The organism is Streptomyces ficellus (assembly GCF_030406405.1).
Classification (GTDB): domain Bacteria; phylum Actinomycetota; class Actinomycetes; order Streptomycetales; family Streptomycetaceae; genus Streptomyces; species Streptomyces ficellus_B.
Window position 1 is genome coordinate 42,113 of the sequence record NZ_JAUEPL010000041.1, and the last position, 22,831, is coordinate 64,943.

Annotated in this window: 17 protein-coding genes and 1 pseudogene; 8 read left to right on the plus strand and 10 right to left on the minus strand. The window is 74.0% G+C overall.

Features of this window, described 5'->3' with window-relative positions:
- Positions 1-3 precede the first annotated feature (3 nt).
- The 9 genes and pseudogenes from QWM81_RS23470 to QWM81_RS23510 form a co-directional block, all read right to left on the minus strand.
- Positions 4-2,670 carry a serine/threonine-protein kinase gene (locus QWM81_RS23470; protein WP_290114319.1) on the minus strand — a complete coding sequence of 889 codons (2,667 nt, stop codon included), beginning with the start codon at positions 2,668-2,670 and terminating at the stop codon, positions 4-6.
- A 41-nt stretch (positions 2,671-2,711) separates the two neighbouring features.
- Positions 2,712-3,986: a coiled-coil domain-containing protein gene (locus QWM81_RS23475; RefSeq protein ID WP_290114307.1), complete on the minus strand. Its 1,275-nt coding sequence runs from the start codon at positions 3,984-3,986 to the stop codon at positions 2,712-2,714.
- Between the two features lie 52 nt (positions 3,987-4,038).
- Entirely contained in the window at positions 4,039-5,031 is a 993-nt protein-coding gene (locus tag QWM81_RS23480; RefSeq protein WP_290114320.1) for a glutamate ABC transporter substrate-binding protein, read from the minus strand.
- A gap of 86 nt (positions 5,032-5,117) precedes the next feature.
- Positions 5,118-6,524 carry a GlnX family signal transduction membrane protein gene (locus QWM81_RS23485; protein ID WP_435372433.1) on the minus strand — a complete coding sequence of 469 codons (1,407 nt, stop codon included), beginning with the start codon at positions 6,522-6,524 and terminating at the stop codon, positions 5,118-5,120.
- A gap of 169 nt (positions 6,525-6,693) precedes the next feature.
- Positions 6,694-7,668, minus strand: coding sequence for an N-acetylglucosamine kinase (locus QWM81_RS23490; RefSeq protein ID WP_290114308.1), 975 nt, complete (start codon positions 7,666-7,668; stop codon positions 6,694-6,696).
- Entirely contained in the window at positions 7,659-8,927 is a 1,269-nt protein-coding gene (locus tag QWM81_RS23495; protein ID WP_290114309.1) for a 6-phospho-beta-glucosidase, read from the minus strand. Before QWM81_RS23495 ends, QWM81_RS23490 begins: the two co-directional genes overlap by 10 nt.
- A 2-nt stretch (positions 8,928-8,929) precedes the next feature.
- A pseudogene (locus QWM81_RS23500) lies at positions 8,930-9,103 on the minus strand (carbohydrate ABC transporter permease); the annotation flags it as partial.
- Positions 9,104-9,243: 140 nt separating this feature from the next.
- Positions 9,244-10,407, minus strand: a complete 1,164-nt coding sequence (locus QWM81_RS23505) for an ROK family transcriptional regulator (RefSeq protein WP_290114322.1) — start codon at positions 10,405-10,407, stop codon at positions 9,244-9,246.
- Positions 10,408-10,637: 230 nt separating this feature from the next.
- Entirely contained in the window at positions 10,638-11,699 is a 1,062-nt protein-coding gene (locus tag QWM81_RS23510; protein WP_435372435.1) for a mechanosensitive ion channel family protein, read from the minus strand.
- Positions 11,700-11,934: 235 nt separating this feature from the next.
- Between QWM81_RS23510 and QWM81_RS23515 the strand changes: the two genes are divergently transcribed.
- The gene (locus QWM81_RS23515) at positions 11,935-12,468 is read left to right on the plus strand and encodes an HNH endonuclease (protein WP_290114310.1); all 534 of its coding nucleotides are present in this window, start codon (positions 11,935-11,937) and stop codon (positions 12,466-12,468) included.
- A gap of 72 nt (positions 12,469-12,540) precedes the next feature.
- On the opposite strand, the gene QWM81_RS23520 is transcribed toward QWM81_RS23515, so the two are convergent.
- On the minus strand, positions 12,541-15,483 hold the full coding sequence (locus QWM81_RS23520; RefSeq protein ID WP_290114311.1) for a beta-N-acetylglucosaminidase domain-containing protein: 2,943 nt from the start codon (positions 15,481-15,483) through the stop codon (positions 12,541-12,543).
- Between the two features lie 269 nt (positions 15,484-15,752).
- Here QWM81_RS23520 and QWM81_RS23525 point away from each other — a divergent pair, with 269 nt between their 5' ends.
- The 7 genes from QWM81_RS23525 to QWM81_RS23555 all read left to right on the plus strand — a co-directional run bounded on the left by QWM81_RS23525 (position 15,753) and on the right by QWM81_RS23555 (position 22,712).
- Positions 15,753-16,013, plus strand: a complete 261-nt coding sequence (locus QWM81_RS23525) for a hypothetical protein (protein ID WP_290114312.1) — start codon at positions 15,753-15,755, stop codon at positions 16,011-16,013.
- Positions 16,014-18,140 (plus strand): 4-alpha-glucanotransferase, encoded by a 2,127-nt coding sequence (gene malQ / locus QWM81_RS23530; protein WP_290114313.1) that lies wholly within the window; start codon positions 16,014-16,016, stop codon positions 18,138-18,140.
- Positions 18,141-18,160: 20 nt separating this feature from the next.
- Positions 18,161-18,388, plus strand: a complete 228-nt coding sequence (locus tag QWM81_RS23535) for a hypothetical protein (protein ID WP_290114314.1) — start codon at positions 18,161-18,163, stop codon at positions 18,386-18,388.
- 256 nt (positions 18,389-18,644) lie between these two features.
- Complete coding sequence (locus QWM81_RS23540) at positions 18,645-19,574, plus strand: DMT family transporter (protein WP_435372434.1); 930 nt, start codon at positions 18,645-18,647, stop codon at positions 19,572-19,574.
- 9 nt (positions 19,575-19,583) lie between these two features.
- The gene (locus QWM81_RS23545) at positions 19,584-20,486 is read left to right on the plus strand and encodes a LysR family transcriptional regulator (protein WP_290114315.1); all 903 of its coding nucleotides are present in this window, start codon (positions 19,584-19,586) and stop codon (positions 20,484-20,486) included.
- Between the two features lie 189 nt (positions 20,487-20,675).
- Positions 20,676-21,599 (plus strand): SAM-dependent methyltransferase, encoded by a 924-nt coding sequence (locus QWM81_RS23550; protein WP_290114316.1) that lies wholly within the window; start codon positions 20,676-20,678, stop codon positions 21,597-21,599.
- Between the two features lie 3 nt (positions 21,600-21,602).
- The gene (locus QWM81_RS23555; RefSeq protein WP_290114317.1) at positions 21,603-22,712 is read left to right on the plus strand and encodes a terpene synthase family protein; all 1,110 of its coding nucleotides are present in this window, start codon (positions 21,603-21,605) and stop codon (positions 22,710-22,712) included.
- Positions 22,713-22,831: the final 119 nt, after the last annotated feature.

A 22,831-nucleotide genomic window follows, 5' to 3' on the forward strand; every position in this document is an offset into this window, starting at 1 on the left:
CAATCACACCCATGTCCGGGGGCGGAAGCGGTTCGCCCGCTCCACCATGTCGATCCTCTCCTCGCCGCGCTGAGCGAGCCGGGCGAGCATCCGGTAGGAGCGTTCCAGTCCGAGGCGCAGGCCGCGCTCGTCCGGTTCGCTGTCCAGCAGCGGGGTCCGTGTGGTCCCCGCCCCGGGACTACCGGAGAGTACCCAGTCGAGCGCCTTGCCCAGCACCTCGGTGGTCAGCCGCTCGCGGCGTACCGCGTCCAGCCCCGACTGCCGCAGCGCGGCCACCTGACCGGCCGCCGCCGTGAGGTCGGCGAGCAGCGGGTCCCGCGGGGAGCGGCGGCGCAGCCGGGCCCGTACGGCCGCGACCCGCGCGGCCGTGTAGTGGGCGGACGCCTCGGGTACCGACTCCAGCGTGCGGACCGCGCCGGTCCGGTCGCCGGCGGCGAGCTGGACCCGCGCGAGGCCGAACGCGGCGCTCACATAGCCCGGGTCGGTCGTCCACACCAGGCGGTAGTACTCGGCGGCGTTGTCCAGCTGGCCCAGCACCTCGGCGCACACCCCCAGCGCCAGCTTGGGTGCCGGCTCGCCGGGGAACGCGTCGTAGACCGCGTCGAACGACAGCGCGGCGTTCTCGTTGTCGCCGCTCGCCAGGGCGGTGATCCCCCGGTACCAGACCACCCGCCAGTCGTCAGGGTGCTGGGCCTCCAGGGTGTCCAGCGCGCGGGCCGCCGAGGCGAGTTCGCCCATGTCGAGGCGGGCGCGCAGCTCGCGCAGCCGCAGCTCGACGGAGCTCGCGGGCGCGGAGCGCAGGGCGGCGATCAGCTCGGCGGGCGCGGAGGCCAGGAGCCCGGCCAGGAACCCGGCGTTCGGGTCGCCGGGATCCACGTGCGGCACGGGCAGCGCCAGCGCGGTGGCCCGGGCGTCGAGCACCGCGAGCAGCGGCGGCGTGAGGGCGCCGGGGACCACGGCCTCGCTACGCGGACCGGGGACGGCGCCCTGCGCGGGTGCGTAAGCCCCGGGGTCAGCCCCACCGGCCGCGTACGCCCCGGGCGCGGCCACGCCGGCCCCGTACGCCCCGGGGTCGGCCCCACCGGCCGCGTAAGCCCCTGGAACGGCCACGCCGGCTGCGTACGCCCCGGGCGCGGGCCCACCGCCCCGGGCCGTCCCACCGGCCCGCGTCGACCCGCCACCCTGCCCGCCGGTTCCCGTCCGGGCGCGCCGTCGGCCGAACAGCCCCGCGCCCTTCGGGATGGCGCGGGGGCCCAGCGTTGACACATCGCCGTCCGGCTCGGCGAACAACTCCGTGTCCGTCACGCGCGATTCGGGGCCGAACAGCGTCGACAGGGCTGGGCGTGGCCGTCCCGTCCGGAGCGCCACCACCTCGCGCAGCACGCCCGTCAGTTGCTCGGCCATCTCCTGCGCGGAGGCGAACCGCCGCGCAGGATCCGGGTCCGTCGCCCGCACCAGCAGCCGGTAGAACGACTCGTAGGTCCGGAACACCTCGATGTTGTCCGGGTCCGGCAGCGAGTCCACGAACACGTTGGTGTAGCCCTGGAAGTCGAACGTCAGCACCGCCAGCGTCCGGGCCACCGTGTACAGGTCGGAGGCGACCGACGGGCCGGCCTCCGCGACCTCCGGCGCCTGGTAGCCGACCGTGCCGTAGATGGCCGACTCGTCGTCGTCCATCCGGCGCACCGCGCCCATGTCGATCAGCTTCAGCTGGTCCTCGGTCTGGATCGCGTTGTCGACCTTGAAGTCGCAGTACAGCAGGTTCCGGCTGTGCAGGTGCCCGAGCGCCTCCAGCGCCTCGATGCCGTACGCGCACGCCTGCTCGACCGGCAGCGGATCGCGCCGGCCGTCCGGGCCCCGCCGCTCGTTGGCCAGCTCCTTGAGGGACTTGCCGCCGACGTACTCCATCACGATGTACCCGTCCAGCGAACCGGTGCGCTGGTCGAGGTGTTCGACGAAGTTGTAGATGCGGACGATGTTGGCGTGCTCGATCTCCGCGAGGAACCGCCGCTCGGAGATCGCCGCGGCCATCGCGTCCTGGTCCCCGGTGTCCAGCAGGCCCTTGAGGACCACCCACCGGTCGGAGACCGCCCGGTCCACGGCGAGGTAGACCCAGCCCAGCCCGCCGTGCGCCAGGCACCCGGCCACCTCGTACTGGCCGTGCACGATGTCACCCGCGCGCAGCTTCGGCACGAAGGAGTACGGGTGACCGCACTTGGTGCAGAAGCCCTCCGTACGCCCCGGCCGGTCTCCGCGCGCCCGCCCCACCGGCGCCCCGCAGTCCGACCGGGAGCAGAATCGCTTCCGCTCCGGAACCTCCGGCCTCTCCATCACCACCGAGCGCGGATCGGGCCGCGGCACGGCCGGGATCGACACGAGCCCCGCACCCAGCCTGCCCCGCCCCGACGGGCCGGTGGACGTGCCGGAACTGCGCACCGACACCGACCGGGACGCGCCCGTGCCGCCCGGCAGCGAGCGCGACAGCCGCCCGGAGACGGAGCGCCGCGACGAACGGGAGGACCGGGACGACGAGCGGGACGAGCGCGAACTGCTCCCCGAGCCGCCCTTGCCGCCGCCCGCGATGCCCGTCGGCGGCGACGACACCATCCCCGACGGCGAGACGACCGGCGCCAGGCCGCACGTGTCGCAGTACAGCTCCCCGCCGCCCATGTCCTCGTACGAGCCCCCACAACCGGGCCGCTGGCACAGCTTCACCGACTCCCCCTACCGTCCACGGGCCCCGCCCCCGACAGAGCCTCCGCGGCCGCCTGCTGGTAGCGCAGCACCGCCTGCTCCGCCACGCGCAGGTCGCACGGCGCGCTCCACAGCATCCGGCGCGCCGCGTCGTACCGCTCGATCAGCAGCGGGTCCTCCGCCATGCCGTGCCGGGCGACCTTGGCCTTGTACGCGTCGAGCCGGCCGCGCAGTTCGGCCCGCACCGCGAGCGGCGCGGTGACCGCCGTCAACTGCTCGCGCGCCCGCAGGAGTTCGTCCTCGGCCTCCCGCTCCAGCGACTCCAGCAGCGGCGACAGCCGGTGCCACTGGGCGTGCCGCCGGTACTCCGCGGCCAGCGCCAGCCGCTCCTGGAGGGCGGTCGGCGGACCGCTCACCACCGGCACCTCGGACGCGGCGATCTTCGCCAGTACCTCGCCCCGGGCCGCGCGCGCCTCGGCGAGCGTCCGGTCGGCGCGCGACAGGACGTCCCGCAGCCGCAGCAGCCGGGCCTCCGAGTCCTGCCGGACCTGGAGCACCGCCTCGATCTCCCGGCGTACGTCCTCCAGGGCGCGGGCCGCCCGGTCGTACCGGTCGGTGTCGGGCCGCCCGCCGCCGGGCGCCGAACTGCCCATGGCGGGCCGCCAGAACGCCAGCGGGTCGGTCACCACCTGCGCCCGCAGCGCCGTCAGCTCGTGCGTGATGGACTCCAGGTCGTCACCGGCCGGGTGCTCCCCGGGCCGTACACCGACCGAGTGCGCCAGCGAGCGGGTGCGGTTCAGCTCGGCCGCCAGCAGGTCTATCCGCGCGGGCAGCGCGGACCACACCGCGTCCGCCGTCACCACCATGTCGAGGGAGCTCGCGTACAGCTCGTTCATCCGGTCCACCAGCTGCCGCAGCGTGAACCGCTCGGCCAGCTGGGACGAGGACGTGCCCGAGACGGTGACGCTCTCGCCGCGCAGCCGCTCGGTCAGCTCCACCAGTTCCTCGCGGCCCGGCCAGCGCCGCCGCCCGCGCACCTCACGGGCCTCGTTCAGCGCCTGGGTGTACGCGTCGAAGTACGTCCACAGCAGGGTGATCGTGTGCTCCGTGGCGGCCCAGCGGTCCTTGGTCGTGCCGGTCAGCTCGGCGCCTTCGAGGAGTCTGCGGCCCGCGTGGTCCTGCAGAGCGAGCAGCGAGTCCTCGACCGCCTTGTGCTCCGCCCCGAGCCGCGCCAGCGCACGGTCCACCTCGTCCCGGTCCATCACCGGCCCAGGGGGTCCCGTGACGCCCATCGATCACCTCTCCACTCGTACGCGCAAGGTCACAAGCTCAGCCGGTCCACGCTCAGCCGGTCCGGTACTTCGGAGCCGGCGGCCCGGTTATCCCGGGCAGTACGGGGCGCAGCCAGGTGTCGTACGCCCTCATCCAGGCGCCCGCGCGGTACTCGACGAGCACCTGGTTGACCCGCCGCACCAGGTCGTCGTTGCCGAGCTTGGCGGCGACGCCGTAGAACTCGGTGGTGAACGGCTTGCCCTTCAGCTCGACCGCCGGGTCCTGGGCCGCCTGGCCGGCCGCCAGGGCATTGTCCGTCACCACCGCGTCCACCTCGCCCATCTGGAGCCGCACCAGGCAGTCCAGCTGATTGGGCACGGTGTGGATGTCCTCGTCGCCGTCCTCGCCGTCGTGCTCGTCCTTGAACGTGGCGCCGAAGGAGTTCTTCTCCAGCGCCTCGTACGCCGTCGAGCCCTCCGCCGAGCAGACCCGCTTGCCCTTGAGGGAGGCGTCGTACCCCTTGACGGGGGAGTCCTCCGGTGCCAGCACCTGCTGCCCGGCCTGGAAGTAAGCGGTGGAGAAAGCGACTTGTGCGGCCCGCGCGCAGTTGATGGTCATCGTCCGGACCACCAGGTCGACGGTCCCGTTCTCCAGCGCGGCGATCCGCTGGTTGGTGGGGACGGCGCGGAAGATGATCGCGTCCCGGCTGCCCAGGATGTCCTCGGCGATGGCCCGGGCGAGGTCGATGTCGAAACCTTCCAGCCTGCCGGTCGCGGGGTCGCGGTATCCCCACCGGTAGCTGTTCTGGTCGACACCGACGACGAGCTTGCCGCGCGCCTTGATGGCGTCGATCGACGGCCCGTCGCCGCTGGAGGGCGGCAGGGACGCCTCCGGGTCCTGGCACGTGCCGGCCGTGGCGCCCAGGGCGCTGCCCGCGCCGGACATCGCGGAGGAGCCCAGGTCCGCCCGGGACAGCGGCACCAGGGTCAGCGCGGCGGTCAGCCCGCAGGCGGCGGCCATCGCCGCCACCCCGCCCCACCCGCGCAGCCGCCCGGCACCCCGCATAGCCCCGCGGCGGGCCCGGCCGGCTTGGCCGGGAGCAGGGCCCGCGTGCGTGTCGTCGTCGCCCTTCATCGTGCCTCCCCTCGCCCTCACCGGTACTCCGACAGTCTGCGGTTGATGCCCATGATGGCCCCGGCCGCCCCCACCACGGCCAGGGCGCCCGCTCCCACGGGCAGCCCGGTCAGTGCGCCGCGCCCGTCCTCGGCGGCCCGGGTGAACTCGCCCTGCTCATGCGCCAGGGCCTTCTTCAGCGCCGCGTCCACCTGGTCGAAGGACTCACCGGTGGAGTCCTCGACGCCGATGACCTTGGCCAGTGCGCCTTCGTAGTCGCCCGCGTCGTCCGTGTCGCGGGCGTCCTCGTGCCGCTTCTTCCACTCCTCGACGCGCTGTACGGCGTCCGCGACCGGCCCGCCGCCCGCGCTGTCGTCGGCGAGCCTGCCCGCCTCCGCCAGTGCCGCGCTCAGCTTGCCCATGCCCGTGCCGTACTCGGTCTCGTACTTGTCCCTCTTGCCGTCCGCGGTCAGCACCGCACCCCGGGCGACCACCGTCAGGTTCTCGTTCGCGCGGGCCTTCAGGGAGTTGATCCGGGCCTCATTCAGCACCTTGAGCGAATCCTGACCGTGCGCGCGGGCCTCGTTCAGCCCGGCGCGGGCCAGCGTGTGGCCGGCCGCCAGCCACAGCAGCATCACCGTGGACGCGACGGTGGCTGCCAGCAGGCCCCGGTTGAACACCCGGTTCGTCCGCAGGTACGTGCGGCGCTGCGCCCGGAGCAGGGCGGCGACGACCACGACGCCCAGCGCGAGTGACAGGAACGGCCACCCACGGGCGCTCCGGTCGTCCTGGTCGAGCCGTGCCGTCTCCGCCTCGTACAGCCGCTCGGCGGCGGGCAGCAGATGGGTGCTCATCTGCTGGTTGGCGTACCGCAGATACGCGCCGCCCAGCGGCAGGCCCTGCCGGTTGGCGGCGCGGGCCCGCTCCACCAGGCCCGTGTAGCGGGGCAGATGCTCATTGAGGGTCGCGATGTCACGGGCCGACCGCGACGAACCGTCCGTGTTCGCCGCCGCCTTGATCAGCAGGCGGGACGCGGTGGTGATGTCCCGCTCGTAGCGCTCCCGCACATCGGCGGGCTCCTGAGCGCCGGCCAGGAAGCCGCCGGCCGCCGCCGTGTCGGCGTCCGCCAGCGAGCGGTAGATGTCGGCCGCGTCGGCGCTCAGCGGCTGGCTGCGGCTCACCACGTCGTCGGCGGCGGCCGCCCGGTCGGACACCTCGTACGCCGTGACCGCGCCGAACACCACGACCAGCGCGGCCAGGACGGCGCCCAGGATCAGCAGCCGTCCCGGCTCGGTCGTCGCCTCGGCCCGCAGCCGCGACCAGCCCCCGGCCCATGCCCCCCGCGCCGCGGGCGGCGTCGCCGGCGGCGGTCCCGGCACACCCGGTGCGACCGGCGCACTCCGCGCGGCCGGCACAGCGGCCGGCGCATCCGGTGCGTACGTCACGTGACCTCCCCCTCGGTCGCTCACCGCAGTATGGCCACAGCGGCCGGTACGCACACCAGACTTGACGCGATCTTGTTCTTATCGTGCCCGGCGCCCCACTCGCACCGCCATTCGAACTCCCCACCCTGTATACGCCGCCCGGCCCTGATCGGTTCCCCGCCCGGCGGGCCTAGGCGTAGTGCGCCCGCAGCCGCGCCCGGACCTCGGCCGGCGCCCCCACATGGTCCAGACCCAGCAGCGCGGCGCCCAGCACCGGCGGCTCGCTCACCACGCGGACGGCGGCCTTCGGCGCCCGCAGCGCCAGCAGTTCGCGGATGCGGCCGTCCAGCTGCGGGTGCCGGGCCGCCAGCACACTGCCGCCCAGCAGCACCGGAGCCTCCTCCTCCAGCAGGCCCAGCCGGCCCAGGGCGACCGCCGACAGGGCGACGATCTCCTCCGCCTGCCGGTCCACCACCGACCGCGCCACCGCGTCCCCGGCCGCGCTCGTCGCGAACAGCACCGGCGTCAGCTCGTGCCGCCGCTCCCAGGGGATCCGCCCCAGGTGCAGCGCCTCGATCAGCGCGTACACCGTCTCCAGGCCGAAGTGCGCGGGCAGCGTCCGCGCCAGCCGGGTCGGCTCACCGCGCCCGTCCTCCGCCCGGGCCGCGAACCACATCGCCTCCTCCGCGAGCCACGACCCCCCGCCCCAGTCACCGGAAATCCGCCCGATCGAGGGAAAGCGGGCCGTCCGCCCGTCCGGCAGCATGCCCACGCAGTTGATGCCCGCACCGCACACCACCGCGACCCCCCGGGGCTCCTCCGCACCCGCCCGCAGGATGGCGAACGTGTCGTTGCGGACCTCCACCGTGCCGCCCCACGCACGCGCGCGCAGACCGGCCGCCAACTCCGCCTCCTCGGCAGGGAAGTCGGCGTTGGCGAGGCACGCCGACACATGCCGTACGCCGTCGATGGACAGGTCCGTGGCCGCCAGCGCCTCCGCGACCGTCGAGGCCAGCACGTCGAGCGCCGCCCGCGCGCCCACCCTGTGCGGCTGGAAGCCCGGTCCGCGCGACGCGGCGAGCACCGAGCCGTCCTCGCCGACGAACGCCACGTCCGACTTGCTGTTGCCCGCGTCGATGGCGAGCACCAAAGCCCTCACGCCCACGCCAGGTGCTCCCGGTTGTGCGCGATCAGCCGGTCGGTCAGCCCGTCGGCCGTCGCGTACTGCCCCACCAGCGGATGCGCCAGCAGCGCCTTGAACACCCGGTCGCGCCCGCCGCGCAGCGCGGCCTCCAGCGCCAGGTCCTCGTACGCCGAGACATGGCTGATCAGCCCCGCGTGCAGCGGGTCCAACTCGGGGATCGCCAGGGGCGAGGCACCGGAGGAGTCCACCGCCGCCTGCGCCTCGATCACCGCGTCGTCCGGCAGGAAGGGCAGCGTCCCGTCGTTGTACGTGTTGACGACCTGTGGGCGCGGCCCGGACCCGGAACCCAGCAGCGAGGCCGCCAGGTCCACCGCCGCCTCCGAATAGAAGGCCCCGCCCCGTCCGGCGAGCAGTTCCGGCTTCTCGTCCAGTGCCGGGTCGGCGTACATCTCCAGCAGCCGCCGTTCCATCTCCGCCACCTCCGCGGCCCGTGGCGGCCTGGTCGCCGACTCCCGCACGACCTCGTCGTGCGCGTAGAAGTACCGCAGGTAGTAGGACGGCACCACACCGAGCCGGTCGAGCACCGCGCGCGGCAGCCGCAGGTCGTCGGCGATGGCGTCACCGTGTTCGGCGAGCAGCCTGGGCAGGACGTCCTCGCCGTCCGGCCCGCCGAGCCGCACCCCGCGCTCCCACGTCAGGTGGTTGAGGCCCACATGGTCCAGGTGCACCGCGCCCGGGTCGGCGCCCAGCAGTTTGGCGAACTTCCGCTGGAAACCGATGGCCACATTGCACAGCCCGACCGCCCGGTGGCCGGCCTGGAGCAACGCCCGGGTCACGATCCCGACCGGATTGGTGAAGTCGATGATCCAGGCGCGCGGACTGGACCGCCGTACGCGCTCGGCGATGTCCAGCACCACCGGGACCGTCCGCAGCGCCTTGGCGAGCCCGCCCGCGCCGGTCGTCTCCTGGCCGACGCAGCCGCACTCCAGCGGCCAGGTCTCGTCCCGCTGCCGGGCCGCCTGCCCGCCCACCCGCAGTTGCAGCAGCACGGCGTCGGCGCCGTCGACGCCCGCGTCCAGGTCGGAGGTGGTGGTCACCAGGCCAGGGTGCCCCTGCTTGGCGAAGATCCGCCGGGCCAGCCCGCCGACCAGCTCCAGGCGCTCGGTGTCCGGGTCGACCAGCGCGAGCTCGGTGACCGGCAGGGTGTCGCGCAGCCGCGCGAACCCGTCGATCAGTTCGGGCGTGTACGTCGAACCGCCCCCCACCACAGTCAGCTTCATGCTCAGCCCTTCACTCCGGTCAGCGTGACGCCCTCGATGACAGCCTTCCGGGCGAGGAAGGAGACGAGGATCACGGGGGCCACGACCAGCGCGGTCGCGGCCATGGTCAGGTTCCAGTCGGTGTGGTGCGCGCCCTTGACGGACTCCAGGCCATAGCTCAGGGTCCACGCGGCAGGGTGGGCCTCCTCGAACCGTTCGATGGTGGCGTTGACCCGACCCGGCCGAGCCCTGCAGGCGGAGGTGAGCAGCGCTGGGGCGGCGGCAGCGGCGAGCGCGCCGGCGGCTGTGCGGTTCACGGCGGTCTCCCGAGGTGTGGTCAGCGAGAGGTGTCGAAGACGTCGTCCCGGGTGGCGGTGAGCGCGCTCTCCAGGGCGCCGCGCAGCACGGGGTGCTGCCGTACGCCGCCGATGACGAGCCGTGGCCGGGACGCGGCCAGCTCGCCCAGCTCGGCCTGGACGCGCTCACGCAGCGCCTCGCCCCCGGCGGCGATCACCTCGCCGGACAGCACCACCAGTTCGGGGTCGAGGACCGCGACCAGCGAGGCCAGACCGGTGGCGAGGCCGGTCGCGAAGGCGTCCAGGAGCCTTGCGTACGGCGGCGAGCCGGCCCGCGCCGCCGCCCGCCCGAGCAGCGCGACGGCGACCTCCACGTGGTCCCCGCGCGGCATGTCCTCGATGCCGTACGCCCGGGCCAGCCGGGGCAGCACCTGGGCCCCGGCCAGCTCCTGGAACCCGCCGCTGTTCGCCTTGGTCACCTGCCGCACCAGCGGCGCGCCGGGCACGGGGAGGAAGCCGACCTCGCCCGCGCCCCCGGTGAACCCGCGGTGCAGCCGCCCGCCGAGCACGAGCGCGGCACCGAGGCCCTCCTCGTTCCACAGCAGGACGAAGTCCTCGTGGCCCCGGGCCGCCCCGAGCCGCTGCTCGGCCACCGCCACCAGGTTGACGTCGTTCTCGTACTCGACCGGCATCGGCAGTGCGGCCGCCAGCTCGTCCAGCAGCGTGGGGGAGTGCCAGCCCGGCAGGTGGGAGGCGTACCGCAGCCGCCCGGTCGACGGGTCGAACGCGCCGGGCGTCCCGATCACCAGCCGGTGCACCTCGTCCCCGGTGACCCCGGCGGCCTTCACGGCCCCGTCCAGGGCCTCGGTCACCTGCCGTACGACGCCCCCGGCCGGCCTTCTCGGGGTGGCGAGCTCGAACTCGCCGACCACCGCCCCGGTCAGGTCAGCGACGGCCGCGCGGACGCGCCGGGGGTTGACGTCCAGCCCGGCGGCGTACGCGGCGCGCGCGTTGACCGCGTACAGCTGGGCGTTCGGCCCCGGCCGCCCCTCGGTCGTCCCGGTGGCCACCACCAGCCCGGCCGCCTCCAGCCGCGCGAGCAGCTGCGACGCGGTGGGCTTGGACAGCCCGGTGAGCTTCCCGATCCGGGTCCGGGACAGGGGCCCGTGCTCCAGCAGCAGATCGAGCGCGGCCCGGTCGTTCATCGCCCGCAGCACACGTGGTGTGCCGGGCGTGGTTCCGGGGGTTGCGGTCACGGCGGGTGCACCTGCCCTCCGACTTCCACTGACTTCTACTGTTAGGAAACTTTCCTGTTCGCGTGGGCAGAAAATATGGGCCAGGTCAGGGACGCGTCAAGAGCGCGGAGGCAGGTTCCCGGAGCGACGAAGGGCGCCCCCGCCGTCACGGCGGGGGCGCCCTTGGTGTCGTACCGGCGTTACTTCGCCAGGTTCGGCGGCGGGGTGAGCGGAGTCGCCGCGACCGACTGGGGGGAGGTCGCCGAGGCGTAGGCGGACGGGGGCGCGACGGACGCGGCCGGGTCGGCGGCGGGCTCCTCGGGGGCCGGCGGAAGGCCGCCCACGATGCGGATGCCCAGCTCGTCGAAGGCCCGCTTGACGCGCCAGCGCAGCTCGCGCTCCACGCCCAGCGCCTTGCCCGGCATCGTCTTCGCGGAGACCCGGACCGTCATCGAGTCCAGCAGCACCTCGGTCAGGCCCAGGACCTCCACCGGGCCCCACAGGCGCTCGTTCCAGGGCTCCTCCTTGGCCATGGCCTCGCCCACCTCGGTGATCACCGTGCGGACGTGGTCCAGGTCCTCGGTCGGGCGGACCGTGACGTCGACCGTGGCCGTGGACCAGCCCTGGCTCAGGTTGCCGATGCGCTTTATCTCGCCATTGCGGACGTACCAGATCTCGCCGTTGTCGCCGCGCAGCTTCGTCACGCGCAGGCCGACCTCGATCACCTCGCCGGAGGCCACGCCCGCGTCGACCGAGTCGCCGACGCCGTACTGGTCCTCAAGGATCATGAAAACGCCGGAGAGAAAGTCCGTGACGAGGTTGCGCGCGCCGAAACCGATCGCGACACCCGCCACACCCGCCGAGGCGAGCAGCGGTGCCAGATTGACGTTGAAGGCGCCGAGGACCATCAGGCCGGCGGTGCCCAGGATGAGGAACGAGGCGACCGAGCGCAGCACGGAGCCGATGGCCTCGGAGCGCTGCCGCCGGCGCTCGGCGTTCACGAGCAGACCGCCCAGGGCGGAGCCCTCGACCGCCTGGGCGCTGCGGTTCATGCGCTCTATCAGCTTGCTCAGCGCCCTGCGGACGAGGTGCCGCAGCACGACCGCCACCACCAGGATCAGCAGGATGCGCAGGCCGGTGCTCAGCCAGGTGGACCAGTTCTGTTCCACCCAGCCGGCGGCCTCACCGGCCTGCTTGGCGGCCTCGTCGAGCGACACCGGCGCGGGTGTGGGGTCGGCAGCCGAAACGGCGGACCAGAGCACGGCGGGAACCTCCAGGATGGACAAGCGGACCAATTACATTTAACGGCGCATCGGGGGTGGTTCGTTGCCCTGTTCGAGGGAGAGCTGCGTCTCACCTGGGGAGGATCCGGGTGTGGTCGAAAACACTTCGGGCCCGTTACCGGTACGTGGTGGCGCTTCGACCTGGCATGAGGAGAGACTAAGAGCAGATCGTCCCGGCGCGAGCCACGCGCCGCCGGCGTACAAGGAGGCATCCGTGCCGCATGTCCTGGTCCTCAACGCGTCGTACGAGCCCCTCGGTGTCGTACCGCTCCGCCGCGCGCTCGTCCTCGTCCTGGAGAACAAGGCGATCTGCCTCGAGGAATCCGGCGCCTTCATGCACAGCGCGACCCGTGTCCTGGCCGCACCCAGCGTGGTCCGCCTCAAACGGTTCGTGCGGGTCCCCTACCGGGGGCCCGTTCCTCTGACCCGTAAAGCACTCTTCGCCCGCGACGGCGGGCGCTGCATGTACTGCGGTGGCGTCGCAACCAGCGTCGACCACGTCGTCCCGCGCAGCCGCGGCGGACAGCACGCCTGGGAGAACGTGGTGGCGGCCTGCCGCCGCTGCAACCACGTGAAGGCCGACCGGCACCTGAGGGAGCTGGGCTGGCGGCTCCACCAGCAGCCCGCCCCGCCCACCGGCCTGGCCTGGCGCATCATCGGGACCGGGCACCGGGACCCGCGCTGGCTGCCCTACCTCCAACCGTACGGGGCGGATGACGCCATGGCCCGGATCGACCGTGTTTCCTAGGGCTCGGTCCGGCTCCGGGGCGCCTCGGCGTGCGTCGACCGCGCGCCCCTTCGCCTCACTCGCCTCACTCGTCTAGGGCGCCGCGACCGCGTACGCCTCGACCGTGAACAGTGAGTAGCCGTACTCGGTCGCCCGCGCGTCGCCCTGGACGCGGAGGAAACGGGTGCCCGGGGCGTCCATCCGGATCGCCTCGCGGCCCCCCTTGCCGTCCTTCACGGTCGCCGCCGTGCGCCAGGTCCGGCCGTCCGCCGACACCTGGACGCGGTACCTGCTCGCGTACGCGTCCTGCCAGTGCAGGACGACCTGGCCGACCCGGGCCGGCCGCGCCAGCTCCGCCTGCCACCAGGCGCCGTCCTCGGCCGGGGACGACCAGCGGGTGCGCGGGTCGCCGTCGATCGCGGCCGACGCGGGGAAGTCGGCGGTCTCGTCCCCCGACGAGGACGCCTTCGCCGTACGCGCCAGGTCGGGGCCGCCCGTCGGCGGGTACGCCCGGACGGTGAGCGTGCGCTCCTGGCCCGCGAACGACAGCGGCACCCGGTAGTCGCCCGCCGGGGTGCCCGCCGGGACGGTGATGTCGACCGGCACGGTGGCCGCCGTGCCGCGCGGGACGGTGGTCTGCCGGGGGGCCGCCACCCGGATGCCCGCCGGGGCCTTCGCGGTGATCGTGCCGCGCACCTCGCCGGGGCGCTGGGCGGCCAGCACCGCGCTCACCCGGCGCGGGGCGCCGCCGATCACCGCGTCCGTCTCGGCGCGCGGCAGGTCGAGGCGGGCCTGCGGGTCGTCGGCGAACCACGGCACGAGGGCCTTCACGGCCGGTGCCGCCGAACCGGGCCAGGTGATGCGTACGGCGTCCGCGCGCACGCCACGGGGGGCCGTCTGCGTCCAGCCGCTCGGCGACAGCGCGCCCAGCCTCCGCCAGCCCTCACCCGGTACGTGCGCCTCGACACCGCCGCCGGCCGCGCCACCGGCCGCGTCGGGCACCGTCATCACGGTGATCGTGTCGAGGAGCCTGGGCCGGTCCAGGCGTACGGTGTACGCGCCGGCGCTCCGGGTCACCTCGCCGGCCTGCCTCGACGCGCCCGTCCACGCCGCCGCCTCCTTGACGGCCCGGGACAGGAACGGGTCCAGCACGCCCTGGCCCACCGTGACCGGGCTGGACGCCAGCGACCGGCGCAGCGGCTCCAGAGCCAGCGAGGCGCGCCAGGCGGCCGCCCCGTCGCCCCGCGCCTGCGCCTGGAGCATGTCGACGGCGGCCTCGCCGGCCCGGCCGTAGCGCGCCAGCTGGTCCAGCCACGGCCGCACCTCGTCGTCCAGCCGGCCGTCCGCCGCGCCCGCCAGCCGCCGAGGGGCCTCACGCATCACGGTGAACGCCGCCCGCAGCTGCTTCGCCGCCCGCTCGCGGGCCGCCGCGTCCGTGGCCGCGCGGGTGCGCCAGAAGGCGGCCAGCAGCGGCCGCAGATACGCCGACTCGGTGCGGCTGAGGATCGAGGAGGCGTCGTTGCCGGCCAGCGCGTGCAGCGCCTCACGGGCCTGCGGATCGCCGCCCGCCAGGTCGTTCACCGCGGCCCGCCAGGACTCCTGGGGGCGGTAGCCCTTGGGGTTCCAGGCGTAGTCGGCGGCGGTGAACAGCGGCACCCGGGAGGCGGCCGCCTGCTCCATCGCGTTGGCCAGCAGCGCGGCGGAACCGGCCGCGACGGCCGGCTCGCGGCCCGTGTACGGGCCCATGAAGATACGGTCCTGCGCGTAGTCGTTGACCGGGTAGTTGTCCATGGTGACCAGCGGGTGGCGGAACGCGTCCCGCGCCCCGGCCAGTTCACGGCCGGTGATCGTACGCGGTACGACGCCGACACCCGTCCACGCCACCTGCACCCGCTCGTCCAGCTCCTCGGCGAGCGCCGTGCGGTAGTCGGTCGCGCCGTCCTGGTAGAACTCGGTCGGCATCAGCGTCAGCGGGGCCGCGTCCGGATACCGCCCGGCCAGGTGCCGCGCCAGTTCCGTCGCCACGCGCGCGTGGGCCCTGGCGGCCGCGACCGGCCCGGAGCCGAAGGTGTCCGCGTCCCTGGAGCAGTGCCATTCGTCGTAGGCCGCGTCCTGGAACTGGAGCTGGAAGGCGCGCACCCCCAGCGCGTACATCGCGTCGACCTTGCGGGTGAGGGCCGTGACGTCGTCCTCGGAGGCCAGGCACATCGACTGGGCGGGCGCCACGGCCCAGGCGAGCGTCACATGGTTGCGCCGGGCCCGCTCGGCCAGCTCCCGGAACTCGGCCCGCTGGGCGGCCGGGTACGCCTCACGCCACTGCGTCTGGCGGTACGGGTCGTCACCGGGCGCGTAGAGGTACCGGTTCTGCTTGGTGCGGCCCATGAAGTCGACCTGGGCGAGCCGCTGTTGGTGGCTCCAGGGGTGGCCGTAGAAACCCTCCGTCACACCGCGCACGGCGGTCCCCGGCCAGTCGCGTACGACAACGCCGGGCACCGTCCGGTCCGTTATGAGCTGGCGCAGCGTCTGCACGGCGTGGAACAGGCCGTCCTCACCGACCCCGTCGACGGCGACCGTGTCGCGGCCGTCGAACCGGCCGGTGGCGAGGCGGTACCCGCCGGAGGGCAGGTCGCCCCGCTCGGGCACCCGCAGGGCGCGCAGCGCGTTCTGCGCGCCGTCGCCGCCCACCAGCACAACCGGCCCGCGTCCGCCCGGGCCGGTGTGCACGTCGCGTACGCCCGCCTCGCGCAGGACGCCTTCCAGCGCGCTCACGGCGTAGGGGTCGGCGCCCTCGCCCGCGAGGACCGTCACCTCGTCGCCGAGCGGCACGGCCGCGCCGGGCACGGCCCGGGCGGACTGCGGGCGCGGCCACACCGGGGGCAGGGCGGAGCCGTCCCGATCGGGCACGGTGGCGGTGGGAGCGCCGGGGCCGCCGGGCGCGGCCAGCGCGCCGGGAGCGCCGCCCAGCAGGCCGCCGATCACGGCGACGGCGACGGCCGTCGCGGTCCGCTTTCCGCGACCGAAGCGCCCGAACTGCACGCGCGTCTCCCCTCGTCTTTCGTTGTTCTGCGAGTAGCTTTGCCGGTGGCCGGAGCAGTGGCTGAACCGGTCGGTTTCGAGCCCACCACCCACTCGCCGAAGGTGTCAATGTGCGTGGCCGTTGTGTCGTATTTGCCTATGGGGGTACGGGGTGCTGTTCAACTCCCGCCACGGGCAAGCCGTGTGACCAACGCCACGTTGGACGGATGTGTCGCCGTCCGCTGGGTAGGGCTGCTGTGTCCCACCGTCACCTTCACCGGGAGGCCACCATGGCCGCGTCCGCCCAGCTTCTGCTCTCCGCCCTCTCCAAACAGGTCCCGGGCCAGGTGCCGAACCAGGCCCCTGGCCGCCTCCTCGGGCCCGCGCCCGTGTCCGGCCCGCCGGCCGCCGGCACGCCGCTGACGAGCGAGCCCCCGCTCGCCGGCGCCACCCCGCTCACCAGCGAACCCGCACTCACCGACTTCACCCCCCTGACCAGCGAGCCGACCGCGCACCGCACGGCCGGCGGACCGGAGTCCCCAGGAGCCTGAATGACCCTTGCCCGGCTCGCCGCGCTGCACGGTGTCGCCACCGCGTACTCCCCTTCCGCGGGCGTCACCGTCCCGGTCCCCGACGCCACGGTGGTCGAGGTGCTCACCGCCCTGGACGTCGACGCCGCCACGCCCGAGGCGGTCCGCGCGTCCCTGACGGCCACCGAGGCCGCCCGGGCGCGGCGGCTGCTCCCGCCGACGCTGGTCCTGTGGCAGAACGGCCCGGAGGAGGGCTCCCCGCCCCAGGGCCGCCCGCCCGGGCTGCCGCGCCCGCTCGCGACGCTCCCGCCCGGCACCGAGCTGCGGATCGTCACCGAGCACGGCGACGCGATCTCCGGAACGCCCCGGTGGGAGCGGCTCCCGCTGGGCGTGCACCGGCTGGAGGCCCGCGCGCGCGACGGGCGCACCTCGCTCAGCGCGCTCGTCGTCGCCCCCGCGCGCGTGCCGCAGCCCTCCGCGCCCGGGTACGGCATCCTCGTGCAGCTCTACTCGCTGCTGTCGGCGCGGTCGTGGGGCATGGGCGACCTGGGAGACCTGCGGGAGCTGGCCGGCTGGGCGGGGCGGGCGCTCGGGGCGGGGTTCGTGCAGGTCAACCCGTTGCACGCGGCCGTGCCGGGAACGCCCACCGATCCCTCCCCGTACCGCCCCTCCTCACGGCGCTTCCCCGACCCGGTCCATCTGCGCGTCGAGGACATCCCCGAGTACGCGTACGCACGCGGCCACCTGACCGGCGAGGAGCGCGCCGAGCTCGACGCCCTGACCGGGCGCGCCGCCGAGCTGCGCGAAGGGGTGCTGCGCAAGGGCGAGCTGATCGACCGGGACGCGGTGTGGGTGCTCAAGCGCCGCGCCCTGGAGCTGCTGGCGCGCGTGCCGCTCGGGCCCGGCCGCGAGGCCGCCCTGCGGGACTTCCGCGCCGAGCGGGGCCGCGCCCTGGAGGACCACGCCACCTGGTGCGCGCTCGTCGAGCGGTACGGCTCCGACCGCGCCCAGTGGCCGGAGGCCCTGCGCGACCCGAGGTCGGCCGCCACCGCGCGCGTGCGGCAGGAGCTGGCGGACCGGGTCGACTTCCACGCCCGCCTCGCCTGGCTCACCGACGAGCAGCTCGCCGCCGCCGCGCGGGCCGCCCGGGAGGCGGGCATGGCCGTCGGGATCGTCCACGACCTCGCGGTGGGGGTGCACCCGGACGGCGCCGACGCGTGGGCGCAGAGCGACGCGTTCGCCGCCAGGATGTCGGTCGGCGCCCCGCCGGACGCCTTCAACGGCCGCGGCCAGGACTGGGGCCTGCCGCCCTGGCGCCCCGACGCGCTCGCCGCCTCCGGCTACGCCCCCTACCGGGACCTGCTGCGCGGGCTGCTGCGGCACGCGGGCGCGCTGCGCATCGACCATGTGATGGGACTGTTCCGCCTCTGGTGGGTGCCCGAGGGCCGGGAACCCACGGAGGGCACGTACGTCCGGTACGACGCCGACGCCATGCTCGCGGTCCTCACCCTGGAGGCCCACCGCGCGGGCGCCGTCGTGATCGGCGAGGATCTCGGCACGGTCGAACCCGGCGTGCGGGAATCCCTCCAGCGGCGCGGCGTGCTGGGCACCTCCGTGCTGTGGTTCGAGCGGGACTGGGAGGGCACGCGGCGGCCGCTGCCCCCCGAGACCTGGCGCGCGGACTGCGTGGCCACCGCCACGACACACGACCTGCCCTCCACCGCCGCCCGGCTCACCGGCGAGCACGTCGAGCTGCGCCACCGGCTCGGCCTGCTCACCCGCTCCCTGGAGGAGGAGCGGGCCGAGGACGCCCAAGAGGTCGCCGAGTGGCTGGCGTACCTGCGCGAACTGGGCCTGCTGGAGGAGGGCGGCGCGCGGGACGAGGAGGCCGGCATCCGCGCGTTCTACCGCTTCCTGCGCCGCACCCCCGCCCGGATGACCGGGGTGTGGCTGCCGGACGCGGTGGGCGACCGCCGCCCGCAGAACCTGCCCGGCACCTGGGACCAGTACCCGAACTGGCGGCTGCCGATCGCCGACGCGGAGGGCCGCCCCGTCACCCTGGAGGAGCTGGTCGCCTCGCCCCGGCTGCACGCGCTGATGGACGTGCTCCGGCCGGCTACGGCACCCCCGGACGCGCGGGGCCTTTAGGCGTTCGCTACGTTTGCACCGTGGACAAGAAGAACGCCCTGCGCGCCGGCGCCGTCGCGGCCGGTACGACGCTGATGATGCTGCTCATGTCGTCCCCCGCGCTCGCGCTCACCCGCGACGACGGTGACGACCCGGGTACCGGCCTGAGCGTGGCCGAGACCCTCGGCCTGTACGTCGTCGCCCCGATCGTGCTGTTCGCGGTGATCGCGGGCCTCGTCATGGTGCTCGACAAGTCCAAGAAGGTCTGAGGCCCTCTCCTCTTTCCGGCCCTTTACACCTTTCCGAAGGCGCTGCCCGGCGGGACACCCCGCCAGGCAGCGCCTTCGTGCGCTCACGCGCCGCCGGACCGGAGCGGCACTCGGCGGGCAGCGGACGCCCCGGCGATCTTTCAGCATTGCTGAAAGGAAGCGTCGAAAAGATTCGATCGACCTAAGCACTCGCGCGGTGCGACGGTAGCTCCCATAACCAAGATCCCCGCAGCGGGGAGAGGGGCAAGGGATAACCGTGGCAGTCCTGGACCGCGTCCGTACCGCAGGACAGGCGACCGCCAGAAGGAGGGTGGGGCGGGCTTCCGGCCTCGGCGTTCTCCTCGCCGCCGTCGCGACGGTCGTCTGGTCCGGCAGCTTCGTGACCTCGCGCGCCCTCCACGACTCCGTCCCGCCCGTCCAGGCCGCCTTCTGGCGCTGGATCGTCGCGATCCTCGTCGTCGCGCCGTTCGCGGCGCGCCAGGCCTGGTGCCAACGCGCCCTCATCCGGCGCCATTTCGGCTTCGTCGCCCTCGCCGCGCTGCTCGGTGTCGCGGTCTACAACACCCTCGTCAACCAGGCCGGCCTCACCACCTCCGCCGGCACCATGGGCATGGTCATGGCCGCCTCCCCGGTGTTCATGGCCGGGTACGCGAGGCTCGGCGGGGCCCGGCTCGGGCCGCGGCGGGTGGCCGGTCTGGTGATCGCCTGCGCCGGGGTGCTGCTCCTCGTCGGCGAGGGCTCCCTCGTGCCCGACCTGGCGGCCGGTGACCTGTGGATCGTGGCCGCCGCGGTCGCTTTCGCCTCGTACAGCGCCCTCCTCAAGGGGCGGCCCGCCGGACTCGGCGGTCCGGCCTTCCTCCTCGCCATCTTCGTACTCGGTGCGCTGATGCTGCTGCCCGTGTACGGGATCAGCCTCACCGTGCAGGGCGGATTCGAGCCCACGGCCGCGACCGTCGGACCGCTGGTCTATGTCGGGGTCTTCTCCTCCGCCGTCGCCTTCTTCGCGTGGAACAAGGCGATCGCGCTGATCGGCGCGGCCCGCGCGGGAGTGGTGTACTACCTCCAGCCGGTGTGCGTGGCACTGCTGTCCTGGGCGCTGCTCGGCGAGGCGATGGGCCCGCCGCAGTTCCTGTGCATGGCGCTGATCCTGGGTGGTGTCGTCCTCGGGACAGCGACCAGGCCGTAGGTTGCGGGCATGGCCGAGTGGGACATCAAGAAGCTCCAGATCCTCCGCACGCTGCGCGACCGGGGAACGGTGACCGCGACCGCGGAGGCGTTGCTGATGACCCCTTCGGCCGTGTCGCAGCAGCTGACCAATCTGTCCAAACAGCTCGGGGTGCGGCTGCTGGAGGCGCAGGGGCGGCGGGTGCGGCTCACCGACGCCGCGCAGCTCGTGCTGCGCCACGCCGAGGTGGTGTTCGCGCAACTGGAGCGCGCGGACGCCGAGTTGACCGGGTACCTCCGGGGCGAGGCCGGCGAGGTGCGGGTGGGCGCGTTCTCCACCGCCGTCCCGGCGCTGGTCGTGCCCGCGGTGCTGCGGCTGCGCGCGGCGCACCCGGGCCTGGAGGTATGGGTGCGGGAGGCGGAGGCCGCCGAGGCGTACGAGCTGCTGTCGGCCGGGCAGGTGGACCTGGCGCTGTCGCTGGCGGCGCACGCGCCGACCGCCCGGGACGCCAGGTACAGCCGCGTACCGCTGCTGGCCGACCCCCTGGACGTGGCCCTTCCGGTCGGGCATCCGCTGGCGGGGGCACCGGGGCTGCGGCTGGCCGACCTGTCGGCGGAGCGGTGGATCTTCGGGGGCAGCGGGCCCTGGTCGGAGATCACCACGGCGGCGTGCGAGGCGGCCGGGTTCCTGCCGGAGCAGGCGCACTCGGCCGCCGGGTGGACGGCGATCCTCGCGATGGTGGAGGCCGGGATGGGCATCGCGCTCGTGCCGCGCATGGCGGCCGCCGAGCGCGCGTCGGGAGTGGTGATGCGGGTGCTCGATGCCGACCAGCCGCGCCGCCATGTCGTGGCCGCGGTGCGCCGTGGCGCGGAGTCCGCCCCCGCGGTGGCCCGGCTGCTGGCGGCGCTGCGGGAGGTGGCGGCGCGGCGATAGCGCTCCTTTCAGCGGCCGGCTGAGCTGAGCGGCCGCCCGCCCGCCCAGCGCCAACTCGCCCCGAATGCGGTCATTTTCTGAGTGACTTTGTTAAAAGTCCAAGCGAATGAGGAGTTTTTTTCTTCACTTGTGGGCAGGGTGGGGCGGCTGATGCACAACCCCCGCCATGACCGCAGGACCGGAGAACCGATGGACACACGTCTCGTCACCGAACCCCCAACCCAGGGCCAGGAATTCGATGAGCGTCAAGTTCCGCTCTACTACAGCCGCAAGACGGCGGACATTCTCCACAAGTACGGGCCCGGGCCCCGCGTCCACTTCCACGTGGGGCTCTTCGCCCCGGGCGCCGCACCGAACACCACCGTCGCCCAGCGGGTGCTCAAGCGCCGCATAGTCGAGTCCCAGGAGGCGATCATCGCGCACGCGGCCCGCAGCTGGGGCGCGTACACCACCCCGCCCGGCAAGGTGCTCGACATCGGCTGCGGCGTCGGCGGCGGTTCGCTGTACTGGGCGCAGGAGCACGGTGCGAACGTCACCGGCATCACCGTCACCGGCGAACACATCCCCCTCATCGAGGAGTTCGCCCGCCAGGCCGGCGTATCGAGCCGCGTCACCCCCGTCCTCGGCGACATCCACGACTTCACCACGGAGCGCACGTACGACGCCGCGTACGCCAACGAGAGCTCCGGCTACATGGACCGCGAGCGGCTGTTCCAGGTGGTCGCCAAGGCCCTGAAGCCGGGCGGCTGGTTCGGCCTCCAGGAACACTTCATCTGCCGCCCCGAGTGGACCGGGTTCATCGACGGCTACTACAAGACGCGCCTAGGCACGCTGACCGAGTACATCGCCGCCGCCGAAGCGGCCGGCTTCGAGCTGGAACAGGACGAGGACGTCACCGACCGGGTCGCCGAGTTCTGGGTGCAGTCCATGGCGTGGAACACCGCCGAGCTCGACCGCGTCGAGCGCGCGCCCCTCGGCTCCGCCCGCGCCACCGCCTGGTCCCGGGAGCGGCTCCAGGAGTCCACGATCACGCACGGCAAGCTGTTCCGCATCTGGCGGGACCACGCCATGGAGACCCGGCTGCTGCTGTTCCGGCTCGGCGGAGGCGGCTGACCGATGCCACCTGTGTACGCCGAGGACGGGCATCCCTCGCGGATCGGCTGGGAACTGCCGCCGGTCTACTGCCCGTTCGACATGGGCCTCATCCACCCCAAGGCCGACGAGATCGAAGCACAGGCCATCGCCTGGCTCGACGCCTACGAGCTGTACCCGGACGCCACCGAGCGCGCCTGGGGGCTGGCCACCCACGGCGCCGACTTCACCAGCCGGATCATCCCCTACGGCGACGTCGAGCCGATGGTGCTGTTCGCGCAGTGGAACTACTGGGCCTTCGCCATGGACGACTGGCAGGACTCCGGCGGCCCAGCGGGCCGTACGGCGGCCATGGCCGACCACGGCGCCCGGTTCGTCCGCGCCGTGGAGGCACCCGGTTCCGGCATGCTCCCGCCGGGGCCGCGCACCGCGGCCCTGGAGGATCTGGTCGTCCGCACCCGCGCGATGCTCACCCCCTTCCAGCTGCGCCGGTTCACCGAGGGCATCAGGGACTGGCTGTTCGGCGAGGCGTGGCAGAGCGCCAACACCGAGCGTGGCGTCATGCCGGGGCTCAATGACTTCGCCGCCATGCGGACCTCGGTCAACGGCACCCGCTTCACCCTCACCTGGTGCGAGGTGGCCAACGGCATCGACCTGCCGGCCGACGTGCTGTACTCGCCGCCCGTGCAGGCCCTGACCGACGCCGCCGGCTTCATTGTCAGCTGCGACAACGACGTCTTCTCGTACAACAAGGACGACCACCAGGAGCCCTGGGAGCAGAACCTGATCAACGTCCTCGCCCACCACCACGGCTGTACGCCCCGCGAGGCGCTGCCCGCCGCGAGCGCGCTGCGGGACCGGGTGGTGACGCTGTTCGTCCGGCTGCGTGACCGGCTCGCGCGCGACGCGGACGAGCAACTGCACCGGTACATGGGCTGCCTGGAGCACTGGATCGCGGGCGACGCCGAGTACCACAACCGGGCGCCGCGCTACGCCAGCCCCCGCAACCGCAACCACCTGCCGGTCGAGGGCGCCTCGTACGACGTCGCCTGGAGCGACACGCCCAGTGACCCGGGCGTCGAGCCGCCGCCGATCCCGGCCCTGGCCTGGTGGTGGCGGCAGCTCGACACGTGAGATGCACGAGGTTCAGGAGCGGCGGCCCAGCAGGCGCGCCCACCAGGGCACCCGGGCCGGGCCGGCCGGCCGCTGTTCCCCGCCCGGAGCGGCGGCCGGCGGCGCCGGCACCGCGCCCG

Excerpts from the sequence above, each read along its gene's own strand:
- QWM81_RS23505 (WP_290114322.1), bottom strand. The coding sequence starts at position 10,407 with ATGAACGACCGGGCCGCGCTCGATCTGCTGCTGGAGCACGGGCCCCTG.
- QWM81_RS23550 (WP_290114316.1), top strand. The coding sequence starts at position 20,676 with ATGGACACACGTCTCGTCACCGAACCCCCAACCCAGGGCCAGGAATTC.
- QWM81_RS23495 (WP_290114309.1), bottom strand. The coding sequence starts at position 8,927 with ATGAAGCTGACTGTGGTGGGGGGCGGTTCGACGTACACGCCCGAACTG.
- QWM81_RS23545 (WP_290114315.1), top strand. The coding sequence starts at position 19,584 with ATGGCCGAGTGGGACATCAAGAAGCTCCAGATCCTCCGCACGCTGCGC.
- QWM81_RS23555 (WP_290114317.1), top strand. The coding sequence starts at position 21,603 with ATGCCACCTGTGTACGCCGAGGACGGGCATCCCTCGCGGATCGGCTGG.
- QWM81_RS23480 (WP_290114320.1), bottom strand. The coding sequence starts at position 5,031 with ATGCGGGGTGCCGGGCGGCTGCGCGGGTGGGGCGGGGTGGCGGCGATG.
- QWM81_RS23475 (WP_290114307.1), bottom strand. The coding sequence starts at position 3,986 with ATGGGCGTCACGGGACCCCCTGGGCCGGTGATGGACCGGGACGAGGTG.
- QWM81_RS23525 (WP_290114312.1), top strand. The coding sequence starts at position 15,753 with ATGGCCGCGTCCGCCCAGCTTCTGCTCTCCGCCCTCTCCAAACAGGTC.
- malQ (WP_290114313.1), top strand. The coding sequence starts at position 16,014 with ATGACCCTTGCCCGGCTCGCCGCGCTGCACGGTGTCGCCACCGCGTAC.
- QWM81_RS23470 (WP_290114319.1), bottom strand. The coding sequence starts at position 2,670 with ATGGGCGGCGGGGAGCTGTACTGCGACACGTGCGGCCTGGCGCCGGTC.